Origin of the sequence: Dryocola sp. LX212 (assembly GCA_041504365.1) — a bacterium.
GTDB lineage: Bacteria > Pseudomonadota > Gammaproteobacteria > Enterobacterales > Enterobacteriaceae > Dryocola.
On the sequence record CP167917.1, the window covers coordinates 2,776,752 to 2,789,434 of the forward strand.

General features: G+C 58.6%; 12 protein-coding genes. 1 reads left to right on the forward strand and 11 read right to left on the reverse strand.

Annotated elements, in window-relative coordinates; genetic code table 11:
• Positions 1–4: 4 nt before the first annotated feature.
• The 5 genes from ACA108_13370 to ACA108_13390 all read right to left on the reverse strand — a co-directional run bounded on the left by ACA108_13370 (position 5) and on the right by ACA108_13390 (position 5,302).
• Positions 5–1,018: a spore coat U domain-containing protein gene (locus tag ACA108_13370; protein XEX98105.1), complete on the reverse strand. Its 1,014-nt coding sequence runs from the start codon at positions 1,016–1,018 to the stop codon at positions 5–7.
• On the reverse strand, positions 1,018–3,414 hold the full coding sequence (locus ACA108_13375; protein ID XEX94387.1) for a fimbria/pilus outer membrane usher protein: 2,397 nt from the start codon (positions 3,412–3,414) through the stop codon (positions 1,018–1,020). Before ACA108_13375 ends, ACA108_13370 begins: the two co-directional genes overlap by 1 nt.
• On the reverse strand, positions 3,390–4,136 hold the full coding sequence (locus ACA108_13380) for a molecular chaperone (protein XEX98106.1): 747 nt from the start codon (positions 4,134–4,136) through the stop codon (positions 3,390–3,392). Before ACA108_13380 ends, ACA108_13375 begins: the two co-directional genes overlap by 25 nt.
• Positions 4,137–4,154: 18 nt before the next feature.
• On the reverse strand, positions 4,155–4,658 hold the full coding sequence (locus tag ACA108_13385) for a spore coat U domain-containing protein (GenBank protein XEX98107.1): 504 nt from the start codon (positions 4,656–4,658) through the stop codon (positions 4,155–4,157).
• Between the two features lie 74 nt (positions 4,659–4,732).
• Complete coding sequence (locus ACA108_13390; GenBank protein ID XEX94388.1) at positions 4,733–5,302, reverse strand: spore coat U domain-containing protein; 570 nt, start codon at positions 5,300–5,302, stop codon at positions 4,733–4,735.
• Between the two features lie 414 nt (positions 5,303–5,716).
• Here ACA108_13390 and ACA108_13395 point away from each other — a divergent pair, with 414 nt between their 5' ends.
• Positions 5,717–6,988: a dicarboxylate/amino acid:cation symporter gene (locus tag ACA108_13395; GenBank protein ID XEX94389.1), complete on the forward strand. Its 1,272-nt coding sequence runs from the start codon at positions 5,717–5,719 to the stop codon at positions 6,986–6,988.
• Positions 6,989–7,056: 68 nt separating this feature from the next.
• On the opposite strand, the gene cheW is transcribed toward ACA108_13395, so the two are convergent.
• The 6 genes from cheW to flhD form a co-directional block, all read right to left on the reverse strand.
• Positions 7,057–7,560 (reverse strand): chemotaxis protein CheW, encoded by a 504-nt coding sequence (cheW, locus tag ACA108_13400; protein ID XEX94390.1) that lies wholly within the window; start codon positions 7,558–7,560, stop codon positions 7,057–7,059.
• 16 nt (positions 7,561–7,576) lie between these two features.
• Positions 7,577–9,577 (reverse strand): chemotaxis protein CheA, encoded by a 2,001-nt coding sequence (cheA, locus tag ACA108_13405; GenBank protein XEX98108.1) that lies wholly within the window; start codon positions 9,575–9,577, stop codon positions 7,577–7,579.
• 10 nt (positions 9,578–9,587) lie between these two features.
• Complete coding sequence (gene motB, locus ACA108_13410; protein XEX94391.1) at positions 9,588–10,520, reverse strand: flagellar motor protein MotB; 933 nt, start codon at positions 10,518–10,520, stop codon at positions 9,588–9,590.
• Positions 10,517–11,410 carry a flagellar motor stator protein MotA gene (gene motA / locus ACA108_13415; protein ID XEX94392.1) on the reverse strand — a complete coding sequence of 298 codons (894 nt, stop codon included), beginning with the start codon at positions 11,408–11,410 and terminating at the stop codon, positions 10,517–10,519. Before motA ends, motB begins: the two co-directional genes overlap by 4 nt.
• Positions 11,411–11,533: 123 nt before the next feature.
• Positions 11,534–12,112: a flagellar transcriptional regulator FlhC gene (flhC, locus tag ACA108_13420; protein ID XEX94393.1), complete on the reverse strand. Its 579-nt coding sequence runs from the start codon at positions 12,110–12,112 to the stop codon at positions 11,534–11,536.
• 3 nt (positions 12,113–12,115) lie between these two features.
• Positions 12,116–12,466 carry a flagellar transcriptional regulator FlhD gene (flhD, locus tag ACA108_13425; GenBank protein XEX98109.1) on the reverse strand — a complete coding sequence of 117 codons (351 nt, stop codon included), beginning with the start codon at positions 12,464–12,466 and terminating at the stop codon, positions 12,116–12,118.
• Between the last annotated feature and the right edge of the window lie 217 nt (positions 12,467–12,683).

Sequence of the window (12,683 nt, forward strand, 5' to 3'; positions counted from 1 at the left end):
GTAGTCAGAATGCAATATCCACCACCAGCGTATCCGTATAGGTCCCGGCAGGCGGCGTGGTCTGGGCTGTCAGCACTTTGGCGACGTAGTTGTAGCTGCGCAGCAGGCCGTCGGTGCTGACCGACGACGACACGCCGCTTGCCCAGCGCTCGGCGCCCAGGCTACCCCAGCGGTCGGTGCCGTTGGATTTATAAACCTCATAGTTCATGAAGTTGCTGCCGCTCGCCATGCGTCTGACCGTGCCGTTGGGATGGATGCCGTTATCCAGCCCCACGGTATAGGTGCTGCCTTTGGTGCAGGTGATGCCTACGGTCTGGGAGACGCTTTTGAAGTTCTGCACCAGCGGTGCGCTGTCGAAGTTTACCGTCGGGGCGGAGATGGCGGTGCAGTCGTTAGTGACGGTCAGGGAAAGCGTGGTGGTCGGGGAGCTATTCCCCGACTGGTAGGCCAGGCAGACCGCCACCCCAAGGCTGCATATATTCCAGTCGACGCGAAAGTTAAGCACCACCCGATAAGGCCCGGCGCTGACGTTCTGCCCGGCTACCGTCCTGAAGTAGAGCGGCAGGTCGTAGCGCTTGCTGCTCAACAGGCCAAGCAGGGTCGCGCCGCTCCAGGTGTAAGTGCCGCCCACCTGCACCTCGCTGTTGTTGGCGCAGGCCGCCTGCCCACAAACAATAACGGGCACGTTATCGGTATTGGCCGGGACATCCGTTCTGCGTAGCGAGCCGCGCGTTCCGGTCGCCGCCGGGGTAGCGCTGATGTAGGTCAGCGTGACGCTGTCCGAGGTGAGCAGGTTCAGCACCGTATCGCAGCTCAGCGACAGCGTTGCCGAGGTGGACTGCACGGTGGTGTTGACCACAAACGAACTCTGCGTGCCGAACGATCCCGTATTCGACCCGCTTAAGGTGCAGGCCGCCCGCACCGGCGCTGCAAAGAACAGCAGCAGCAGCCCCAAAAGCAGGCAGATTTTTGTAGGGCGGCTAAGCGCAGCGCCATCCGCCAGCATGCCGCGGGCCATCACGGTGCCTCCCGGCTGCAGGTCAGCGGCCCGTAGGTATTGAGCTTGTGATCGGTTTTCTGCGCCAGGGTAAGCGTGACGGTACAGCGCCTGCCGTCCGGCGTGGTGATGGTCAGCAGGTTGACGTCATGGAGATCTTCAAGGTAAGCGATACCGTCGTACCCCACCGGTACGGGCGGCTGCAGCCTGCGGTAGACCTGGCTCGAAACCGGCAGCGGCCTCCCCGCTTCGTCGTGCAGGACTACGCTTGCCACCCGCTGCTGCTCCATCGGGAAATCGAGCAGGTACCCCGAGTGGCGACGCAGGGCAATACGCTGTTCGGTATGTTTCAGTGCGGTATCCGCCGGCAGGTTCAGCGTGTTAATGCTATAGCTGGCCGGGTAGTAAGAGGAGACGCCGCTGATCAGCAGATAGCCGTCGTCGTCGGTGGTGCCCATCGGCTGGTTTTCATAATTCACCGTCACGTCCCGATGGCCGTCGGTGCTGACTACCACAAACGCATCGTTAACCCGGTTGGCGGCGAACAGCGTGTTATCCATCATCACCAGCGAGCCGGTCAGTTCGCCCCACTGGGTATAGCCGTGGCGCTGGCCGTATGCGCCGCCCTGCAGTTCAACTTTATTGTTGCGCCAGCCAAGCGTGACCTGCTGGTAGTCGTCGGTCTGGCTCTGGTGGGCATAGGCCATATTCCAGCTGAAGCCGCCGTCGCTCGGCATGGCGTGGCTGTAGTTCACCCGCTGGGTATTGCCCGCGTCCGGCGTGTTTTCCACGCTGAACGCCACGTTGTCCTGGGTGCCGAACGGTACCTGCAACGAGAGCGCCATCGTCCAGCCGCTGGTCGCCGGATCGTGGCTGGCAGCAAGATAAAAGCTGCTGTTGCCCCACAGGTTTTTGCTCCACGACAGGTTGAGCAGCTGGGTTTTCTCATCGTCGAAGCTGCGCACGTCGATCCACGCCGCGCCAATGTTGCCGTAATCGCCCATGTTAAACGACAGCGAATACTGATCGGTGCTGCGGCTCAGGCTGGCAATGGGCTGATGGTCGTCGTCGTAAAGATCGGGCGAGTCGTACAGCGCGAGGTTGCCGAAGGTGCGGTCGCGGTGGCTGTGCTGGGTGCCGATGTTAAACCAGTCGGTATTGTACTGATAACCCCAGTTGATCTGCTGGCCCCCTTTGCCGCGCATTTCGCTGCGGGAGTAAGCGCCGTTAACCACGCCGAAGCTGCCGAGCTTAACCAGCGTCCCCAGCCCGCCCAGCGCCAGAGATTCTGCCCCTTCCGCGTGGCTTTCCATCGTCCAGAAATCGCTGATGCCGTAGCGGTAAGAGCCGCTGGCCGCCGCCGGGCCGTAAGAGAAGTTTTCAAGCCCGTAATCCCTGCGCAGGCTGCCGAGCGTGATGGCTCCGTCGCTTAGGCCGGGCTTCAGCAGCTCGCTGGCCACGTAGAACGGCAGCGTAGTGGAAACCTGACGGCCCAGCGCATCCGTCGTGACCAGCACCGCATCCCCCGAGCCGTTGACGTACGGCAGGTTGGTCAGGGTGAACGGGCCGGGCTGCAGGTCGGTGCTGCCGGTCCGGTAGCCGTTGATGAAGACGTCGACGGTCGAAGGCACGGCCGCCTCGCCGGAGAAGGCCGGGAGGGGATAGGTGATTAAGTCAGGGCGCAGGGTGAAGTCGCGCCCGAAAGAGACGCCGCCCATGCGCACGCTGCTGCTCCAGCTCAGGGCATCGCTGACCACGTCCCCCGCCGACCAGCTTAAAACATCGTCTTCGTCGGTACCGGTCAGCGTGGTGTCATAGCGCCGGTAGCCGTCATTTTCACTGCCATAGCCGGAGAATGCCTGGCGGAACGTGCCGGTGCTGGAGAGGCTGTAGCTGCCGCTGAAAATCCGCAGCTCGTGCCAGGCCGTGGCCTGGGAGCCGCTGTTTTGCGTGTTGCTGGCGTAGACGTCGTAGTTAAGCAGCGCGCCGGTTCCGCTCAGGGCTTTTACGCGCGAGTCGCGCTTGCCGAGCACCAGCGCCTGTTCGGGCAGCCAGTCGTTTGGCACCGTCAGCAGCAGCCGCTGGCCAGTACTGTCGTAGCTGGACCTGACGGAGGCCAGCGAAGAAACGTTCACTTCGCCGACGGGAAGCTTGTCCGCCGGTAACCCGGCACGCTGCAGGTCAGCGCTGGCCACAAAATACTGCCCGCCTCGCTCGGTGACGGGCACCACCTGACCGCTGTCCCACTGGTTGAAAACCAGCGACAGATGAAAGACCGTTGCGGCGTCTGACTCCTGTGCCCGCGGCGGCGGCGGTAACACATCATCCCCGTCGTCAGCGCTGGCGCCGGGGGACAGGGAGAAGAGTAAGATCGCCATCGGTAGCAACCGGGTTAGTTGACCGGCGCGGATTGCCATACATCGTCAGGCGCATTGATCGAAGCGGACAGCTGCGTCGGCCGCGTCATGGACGCCGGCAGCGGCCAGACGCGCTCGCTGTTGGGCAGCACGTACCCCATCAGCCCGTCCGCTAACACGCGCTGCTGGCCCCCCTGCGCAAGCGTAACTTTGCTCAGCCGCGCGTGGACGTTGCCCCGGTTGGATACCTGAAGCGCGGGTTTGCCGCCGTCGTTGATGACGCGCCAGGTGAGCTGGCCGGGGTCCGCGTTGGCGTGGTTGCTGGCTGCCTTTTGCGTGGCGATGCCGGGGCCGTAGGCGAACAGAGGGATGGAGTAGCGCATCTGGAGCTTAAGGCCCATCTGTGGCTTGCTGTTGTCGGAAGGCTGGGGAATTTCATCCACTACGATGCGGTAGGCCTGCTCCTGATTGGGCGGCACGGTGCTTTGTTTGATCAGTCGGATAAGCTGTTTGCTGCCGCCCCTGATGTTGACAATCGGCGGGCTGGCGACCACGTCCTGCTGCTGCTGATAGCGCTCGTGTCCGCCCTCCTGCTGCCAGCGCACCACCCTCACCTGCATGGTGGTGGCGCTGGTGCCCTGATTCTGGATCCACAGCTCCGCCGCCTTCGCGTCGGCGGCCAGAAACGGGTCAATGGGCCAGATAAGAACGTTGCTGGCAGCTCCCGCCTGCCAGGCGGCAAGTAAGCCCAGCGCCGCGCCGGCTCCCCTTATCCACTGCATCATATTGCTTCTCCCTGATTACCATGACAGCGTCACGGTGAGTTGGTCGGTATAGGTTCCTGCCGGGCTGAACCCCGTTAGCTGCGCCGCGCCGAACAGGGGTAGCGTAATGTTATTGCTGTTGGTGTAGGCCACCGTCACCGCCTGGTTCACCAGAATCTCGCTGCTCGCGGTCAGCGAACTGGTGGTATACAGCCGGTACGGCACCGCGTCCGTTCCCCCGGTGCGCACCATGCGGCGCACGCTGGTGTAATTTCTCCCGCCGTCGATCGCCATGCTCAGCACCACGCCCGGCGTACAGGCAAGCGCCAGCGAACCGTTAGGTACGAAAGCGGCGCTGGTAATGCCGCTGTCGACGCCCGAATGCGTGCCAAAGTTAAACGTCCCGAACACCGCGCCTGTCCCCGTGGTCACCGAACAGCCAGGCGTTATGGTCGCCCCTACCTGAAAAGATCTGCTGGTAACGGTTAGCGCGCTGGCAGAGGAGATAAAACACGCGGCAAGCAGCGTAAATCCGTGGATTTTAAGCAAAGCAAAGCCCCCGACAGTCGCTGCTGCCTGTCCATTTCCTTTACAGAATGCGGTTGCTGCGTGGGTTAGTAAGTCACGCTCACGTTAATGGTGTCGGTGTAAGTGCCCGGATTGACCGTCACGCTGTTTCCCCCACCCTGAATGCGTCCGTAGACAATATAGTTGTCCACGCCCGCGGTTGTTGACGCTTTCGGAATAGCCGTATTGTTGGCGATCACATTGGCAAAAGCGTTGTCGCTGTAGATGCTGTAGGCCACGCCCTGGGTAGCATCTGCCGTGTTAATCAGATAGCGGGCAGGCGTACCCGGCGTGCCGACGGAGGTAGCTGGCGCGCCGTTGGTGCTGCCGGTCACCTGCACGGTATAGGTAGCCCCGTTAGTGCACTGCACGCCGAAGCTGTTGCCCCCCGCCGCGCCGGTTAACGTTGTGGTAAGAGTAGAGAAGGTTGCCGGGCTGGTGCCGAAATTCAGCGTACCGAAGTTGATGCCGTTTTGGGCAGGCGAGCCGTTGATCAGACAGCCGTTAGTGAGGGTTAGCGTGGCGCCGATAGTCCCGCTGCTGGTCACGGCCTGAGCCGAGGTTGCGCCAAGTAACAGGCTGCTGCCGCACAGCGTCAGAATAAGGATTTTATTCATTGTGTCGTCCCCAACGTGAATGAAACACAACCGCGAAGAGAAACCCAACGGTCGGCCAACGAAAACTCTCTAATAATTAGAAATTTAGTTTAGGGTCGGGGAATTAACCAGCGCGGCAGGTCAATACCAGCCGAATGGCGTATTGACACAATTAAACATTGTTTTTCAGCGGGTTGGCTTGTTTTCAGCCAGTCATATTTGCAACCTGAACAAGATATATTCATTCATGTGTGATCTGCATCACGATATATCATCAGTGACGCTAAACAAACAAAACGAATAAAAAGTAAAAAAAAGTTGAAAATCATGTCCGGTTAATTCAATTTATTAAACGAATACATCCGAGCCAATTATAAATATTACATATGGTTCAATAAGTTAATGGGTTGTTAACCAGACAGGGGTTTCAGGCAAGTGGCAAGTTCAAACAAACTCACGCTGTTCATAATTCTTTTTATGATCGCGGGGATCTTAAGCGGTGCGGCTATTCATGAGTACGCGCCAGCAGAGTCAGTTAAAAGTTACGCCGACAACATCACGCTATTCACCGATATTTTCTTACGCCTCATCAAAATGGTTATCGCGCCGCTGGTCTTCAGCACGCTGACCGTAGGTATTATGAGGATGGGCGAAACCTCCACCATTGGCCGCATCGGCGGCAAAGCGATGGTCTGGTTTGTCTCTTCTTCCGTGCTTTCCATTCTGGTCGGCCTGTTTGTGGTGACGGTAACCCACCCCGGCTCGGGCATGAATCTGCAGGTTCCGACGGGCGACGTGCAAACCGGGCTTGCGGTGAGCGGCATGTCCCTCAAGGCCTTTATTTCCCATACCATTCCCACCAGCATTGCCGGCGCGATGTCAGATAACGAGATCCTGCAAATCGTAGTATTTTCTATGTTCTTCGGCATCGCGGGCGCGTCGCTGGGCGAGAAGTTCAACGCTCCGCTGGTTGCCGCCCTGGACGTGGTTTCCCATATCATGCTGAAGGTCACCGGCTACGTGATGTACGTTGCGCCGCTGGCGATTTTCGCCGCCATTTCCTCGGTAATTGCCACCGAAGGGCTGGGGATCCTGCTCAACTACGCGTCGTTTATCGGCGGCTATTATGTGGCGATTATCCTGACCTGCCTGGTGCTGATTAGCGTGGGCTACATGGTGCTGAAGGCGGATATCTTCCGCCTGCTGGCCATGCTCAAAGACCCGGTGCTGGTTGCCTTCACCACCAGCAGCTCCGAGGCGGCTTATCCTAAAACGCTCGATCAGCTCACGCGCTTCGGCTGTTCGCGCAACATCGCGTCGTTCGTGCTGCCGATTGGCTACTCCTTCAATCTGGTGGGGTCGATGGTCTACTGCTCGTTCGCGTCGATGTTCATCGCCCAGGCCTACAACATCCACCTTAGCTTCTCGGAAATTGTTGTGCTAATGCTGACGCTGATGCTCGCCTCGAAGGGGATTGCCGGCGTGCCCCGCTCCGCGCTGGTGGTACTGGCGGCAACCATTCCGAGCTTTAACATCCCGGTAGCGGGCATTCTGCTGCTGATGGGTATCGACCACTTCCTGGATATGGGCCGCTCGGCCATTAACGTGCTCGGCAACGGCGTGGCGACGGCGATGCTCTCAAAAAATGAGGGGATGCTGGAAGAAGAGCGTTCTGCCGGGGAAGAGGTCGTCGTAAACGGCGGATGACGCTGACGCTTATCCGCCCTACGCGATAGATAGTAGGGCGGATAAGCCTGCGTCATCCGCCACAAAAATCACGCCACGCGGCTGGTCGCGATGTCCACCAGCGCCATCTCTTCGCTGTTCAGCAGCTTCTCGATGTTCACCAGGATCAGCATGCGGTCGCCCAGCGCGCCGAGGCCGGTCAGGTATTCCGTTGACAGCGTGACGGCAAACTCCGGCGCCGGACGGATCTGTTCAGCCGTCAGGGACAGCACGTCAGACACGCCGTCCACTACAATCCCCACTACCCGCTGGCCCAGGTTAAGAACGATCACCACGGTGTTTTCGTTGTACTCCACGCCCGTCTGCTCGAACTTCACGCGCAGGTCGAGAATCGGCACGATAACGCCGCGCAGGTTGGTCACGCCCTTGATAAACGGCGGCGTGTTGGCGATACGCGTCACCTGATCGTAGCCACGGATTTCCTGCACTTTCAGGATGTCGATGCCGTACTCTTCGTCACCCAGGGTGAATACCAGGAACTCCTGCCCGGATGGCTCCCCGGTCAGTTTTGTCACATTCGTTAATCCGGTCATTTGGGTACCTATTTTCTTAACATATTGGGAGGGCGAGCGTGCCCGCCAGACGTTGTTCACGGTTTAAAGTTTGCAGCGCGGAGACGTCCACAATCAGCGCCACGCTGCCGTCGCCGAGGATAGTGGCAGCAGAGATACCCGGTACTTTGCGGTAGTTGCTCTCAAGGTTTTTCACCACCACCTGATGCTGGCCAATCAGCTGATCGACCAGCAGCGCATAGCGGCGGCCCGCGCTTTGCAGAATAACCACGATGCCCTGCGTCGCTTCGGTTTTCGCCCCTTCCACGTCGAAGAGCTGCCAGAGCTCTACCAGAGGCAGGTATTCGCCCCGCACTTCCAGCACGCGTTCGCCGCCCGCCAGCGGGTGTAAATCATCATCCTTCGGCTGGAGGGATTCCATCACAGCGTTGAGCGGCAGGATGAATACTTCATCCGCCACTTTGACCGACATGCCGTCAAGGATCGCCAGCGTCAGCGGCAGCATAATGCGGATAGTGGTGCCCGCGCCCGCCCGGGACTGGATCTCAACGTGGCCGCCCATCTCCTGGATATTTCGTTTCACCACGTCCATCCCCACGCCGCGGCCTGAAACGTCAGTCACCTGCTCGGCGGTGGAGAAGCCCGGGGCAAAGATCAGCATGCCCACCTCGTCGTCGGACATACTTTCGCTGACCGCCATCCCCTGCGAGAGCGCTTTGGCAAGGATGCGTTCACGATTAAGCCCGGCGCCGTCGTCGGTCACTTCGATGCAAATGTTGCCGCCCTGGTGCTCAGCGGAGAGCGTCAGGTTACCGACTTCGTGCTTGCCCGCCGCTCGGCGCTTATCCGGGGATTCAATGCCGTGATCGAGGCTGTTACGCACCAGGTGGGTCAGCGGGTCGATAATGCGTTCGATGAGGCTCTTGTCCAGCTCGGTGGAGCTGCCCAGCAGGGTCAGCTCAACCTGCTTGTCGAGCTTACTCGCCAGGTCGCGGACCAGACGCGGGAAGCGGCTGAATACGTACTCCATCGGCATCATGCGGATGGACATCACCGATTCCTGAAGGTCGCGGGCGTTGCGCTGGAGCTGGCCCATGCTGGTGATAAGCTCCCCGTGGTTTACCGGATCCAGCTCGTTGGAGCGCTGGGCCAGCATCGACTGGGTGATCACCAGCTCGCCCACCAGGTTAATCAGCTGGTCGACTTTTTCCACCGCCACGCGGATGCTGGTGGATTCGCTGGCCCGCGCTGCCGGTTTCGCTTCACGTTCGGCGCGAATGGCAGGCTTAGCCACTTCAGCAACTGCCGCAGATGGCACCACGGCTACGGCTGGCACGGTTTCTTCCACGACTTGCGCTACCGCCGCGCCGGCTGGCATCGGCAGGAATTCAATCTGTTCAGGTTCGATAACGAAGCAGAGCACGGCGGTGATGTCGTCCGCGCTGACGCTGGTTTCGAGCGTCGCCACAATGCCGGTCGCGGCTTTTTCGATGTTGCTCACCGTGCCGAGGTTCGACAGCTCTTCAAGCAGCAGATCGCGCTCGCTCTCTTTCAGGCCGCTGATCGCCACGCGCAGCCTGCCGTCGCTGGCGGCTAGCGGCTCGTTTTTCTCGACCACCGTCAGTTTTGCCGGGGCCGCTGGCTGCTCGCCTTTGGCCTCAAGCGCCAGCTGGCGCAGCGCTTTGCAGATGTAGTCAAAGCTCCCGGTGTCGGGCTGTTCGGCGCTTTTATAGGCGTCCAGCTGTTCCTGCATAATATCTTTGGTTTCCAAAAACAGGTTGATGATATCGGTGTTCAGTTGCATCTCGCCCCGGCGGGCTTCGTCCAGCAGGTTTTCCATCAGATGCGTGGTTTCCTGAAGAATGCTGAAGCCAAACGTGCCCGCCCCGCCCTTAATCGAATGGGCCGCGCGGAAGATGGCGTTCAGCTGTTCAGCATCCGGCGCCTCCGGCACGAGGCTCAGCAGATGCTGCTCCATGTCGGCCAGCAGCTCGTCGGCCTCGTCAAAAAATGTCTGATAAAAATCGCTGATATCCATACTCACGCTATCACCTCGTATCCGGTAGCGGCGGCAAAGGGCTCTGCGCCGGTGCCACGGCGGCAGGTTCTTTCAGAGTGCTCAACGACTGGTTGTCGCTCTCTGCGTTCTCATGCACGATGGCCTGTTCGGCCTGTTTGTTGAGCACCAGCAGGCTGATGCGGCGGTTTATGGCATCGTCCGGGCCGCGGTCGGTTACGCGCATCGTGGAGGCCATTCCCACCACGCGCAGCACCTTGCCGTCGGTCAGGCCGCCGAACATCAGCTCGCGGCGCGAGGCGTTGGCGCGGTCGGCAGACAGCTCCCAGTTGCTGTAGCCCAGCTCGCCACGGGCATACGGCAGGTCGTCGGTGTGGCCCGAGAGACTGATTTTGTTTGGAATATCATTGAGCAGCGGCGCGATGCTGCGCAGGATGTCGCGCATGTAGGGTTCAACTTCGGCGCTGCCGTTTTTAAACATCGGCCGGTTCTGGCTGTCGATGATCTGGATGCGCAGCCCTTCCTGAACCAGATCGATTTGCAGATGGGGCCGCAGCGCGCGCAGTTTCGGATCGGCCTCAATCAGCTGATCCAGCTCCACGCGCAGACGCTTCAGGCGGTTGGTCTCCATGCGCTTTTTTAGCTCATCGATGTCAGGATTCTTTTTCACCTCACCCTGCTGCTGGGTTACGTCGTCGCCGCCGCCCGGGATGGGGCTTGAACTGTCGGCAATGCGCTGCCCGCCGGTGATGGCGGCAGAGAGCGGGGTTTTAAAATAGTCGGCGATCTGTGCCAGCTCTTTCGGGCTGGAAATAGAGATCAGCCACATCACCAGGAAGAAGGCCATCATGGCGGTCATAAAATCCGCGTAGGCAATCTTCCACGAGCCGCCGTGGTGCCCCCCGCCATGCCCTTTGCTCTTACGCCGCCTTACGATGACGATGGGATGGGCCTGGTTTTTCATACTTCTTCTTCCGTTGCCCGTGCCTGGGCGTTCGGAGAACGAACGGCGCGCACGTGCTCTTCCAGCTCGACGAACGACGGACGTTCGCTGGAGTAAAGCGTTTTACGCCCAAACTCAACGGCGATGGGTGGCGCGTAGCCGTTGAGGCTGGAAAGCAGCGTCACCTTGACGCATTGCATCATCTTGGTGGTTTCCGCGCTTTTCTGGCGCAGCACCGTTGCCAGCGGCGAGATAAACCCGTAGGCCAGTAAAATCCCAAGGAAGGTGCCCACCATCGCGTGGGCAATCAGCCCACCAAGTTCGGCGGCGGGACGGTCGGCGGAGGCCAGGGCGTGAACGACCCCCATTACCGCGGCCACGATGCCGAATGCTGGCAGAGAATCCCCCATCATCGCCAGGCTGTTGGCGGGGATTTCCGTTTCGCTTTCGTGCGTTTCAATTTCTTCGTCCATCAAGGCTTCAATTTCGAATGTATTCATATTTCCGCTGATAATCAGGCGTAAATAATCAACAATGAAATCGAGCATAGTGGCATCTGCTAAAATACGCGGGTAGCTGGCGAATATTTCACTTTCTTTCGGATTCTCAATATCCCGCTCAAGGGAAAACATCCCCTGCTGGCGAGATTTGGCCATCAGGCGATAGAGCAGCGCCATGAGATCCATATACATACTTTTGGTGTATTTCGAACGGCGAAATAAGAGCGGCAGCGCTTTTAACGTGCCTTTGATAGCTTTGCCGTTATTGCCGACAATAAATGCGCCGATACCCGCGCCGCCGATGATGACAAATTCCGCAGGCTGATAGAGCGCGCCCAGATGACCGCCGGTCATCATATAGCCGCCAAATACTGTCCCGAGTACAACCAGGTAACCTATTAATATCAGCACGAGTCAGTCCTTCTGCTGTGGTGTGTGGCAAGGACTTTCAGGGAGGGGCGCGGCTCTTGCATCGGGCAAAAAAAAGCAGCGGTAATCGCTTACCGCTGCTGGAGTGCTCGTACACAGAACCTGTTAAACGGCCTGTTCTACCTGTTCATCCAGCAGTTGTGGAATAATATCGGCAGTACTGGCGGAAAGTTTACGTCTTTTTACCGCTCGTGATGGCGGCTGGCACAAACTGCAGGCAAAGCTGCCGACGGGCTGGTGAGCATGGGTGATAAAATTGCCGTCGCAGCAGTTACAGCGGCTAAGCTGAAGCATGCCGCTTTCTACAAATCTGACCAGCGTCCAGGCGCGAGTCAGTGCCAGCAGCGGACCTTCGGGCTGAGACGGGCATTGTTCCAGATACAGGCGATAGGCTTTAATCACGGCATCTACCCCGGTGCACTGGCCGCTGCGCAACAGGAATTGCCAGATGTTGCAGAACATCGAGGCGTGAATATTCTGCTCCCAGGTCATAAACCAGTCTGTGGAAAAAGGCAGCATGCCTTTTGGCGGCGGGCTGCCCCGCAGCTCTTTGTACAGTTTTATCAGGCGGCCACGGCTCAGCTGCGTTTCGCTCTCAAGCATCTGCAGCCTGGCACCCAACGTAATGAGTTCCATCGCCAGCTGGATGTCGCGTACTTCCTGAACAATGCTTTTCTCGCTCATTTGTTATGCCCTTTTTTTCTTCGGTGCCTCGTCGCTGGCTGACACCTCATTTAATAAGCGGGTGGATAACAAAATACCCGTATGAATTTGCTGTAAATCATCCACACGCGAGTCCTGCGTTAAGCGATTAATAGTCTGGTTGTCATTAAACCGGAACTGACAAATCAGCTGGTTGGTCTCTGCTAATTTAACCATCTGCGGCAGCGTTAATTCGCGCATGGTAGTAGCCATATCCTCGGTGATACCCAGGCGGAACATGGCCGATGCTTTATCCTGACTAATAAGGCGTTGTGCGAGCAATAAATAGGACAAATTAATGTCGTAGATATGTTTCAGTAACTCGGATGTATGCATTTTTCCCATCCCGAATAACCAACTATTATTTTATGCGGTTAGACCGCACCCCGTGATGTCGCCGGGTAGAACCCGGTAAAAGTGAAACAAAAAGTAACGACAAAAAATGCATTAGTTGATGTCGTGCATCGCCAGTCCTGGCTGTCGCTGAGGCAACATCCGCTTCGCTGACAGAACACTTAACGTCTTTCTTAATTTTCTTACAAAAAAACTAAGA

Excerpts from the sequence above, each read along its gene's own strand:
- ACA108_13390 (XEX94388.1), bottom strand. The coding sequence starts at position 5,302 with ATGAATAAAATCCTTATTCTGACGCTGTGCGGCAGCAGCCTGTTACTT.
- flhC (XEX94393.1), bottom strand. The coding sequence starts at position 12,112 with ATGAGCGAGAAAAGCATTGTTCAGGAAGTACGCGACATCCAGCTGGCG.
- ACA108_13380 (XEX98106.1), bottom strand. The coding sequence starts at position 4,136 with ATGCAGTGGATAAGGGGAGCCGGCGCGGCGCTGGGCTTACTTGCCGCC.
- cheA (XEX98108.1), bottom strand. The coding sequence starts at position 9,577 with ATGGATATCAGCGATTTTTATCAGACATTTTTTGACGAGGCCGACGAG.
- motB (XEX94391.1), bottom strand. The coding sequence starts at position 10,520 with ATGAAAAACCAGGCCCATCCCATCGTCATCGTAAGGCGGCGTAAGAGC.
- flhD (XEX98109.1), bottom strand. The coding sequence starts at position 12,466 with ATGCATACATCCGAGTTACTGAAACATATCTACGACATTAATTTGTCC.
- ACA108_13375 (XEX94387.1), bottom strand. The coding sequence starts at position 3,414 with ATGGCAATCCGCGCCGGTCAACTAACCCGGTTGCTACCGATGGCGATC.
- ACA108_13370 (XEX98105.1), bottom strand. The coding sequence starts at position 1,018 with ATGGCCCGCGGCATGCTGGCGGATGGCGCTGCGCTTAGCCGCCCTACA.
- cheW (XEX94390.1), bottom strand. The coding sequence starts at position 7,560 with ATGACCGGATTAACGAATGTGACAAAACTGACCGGGGAGCCATCCGGG.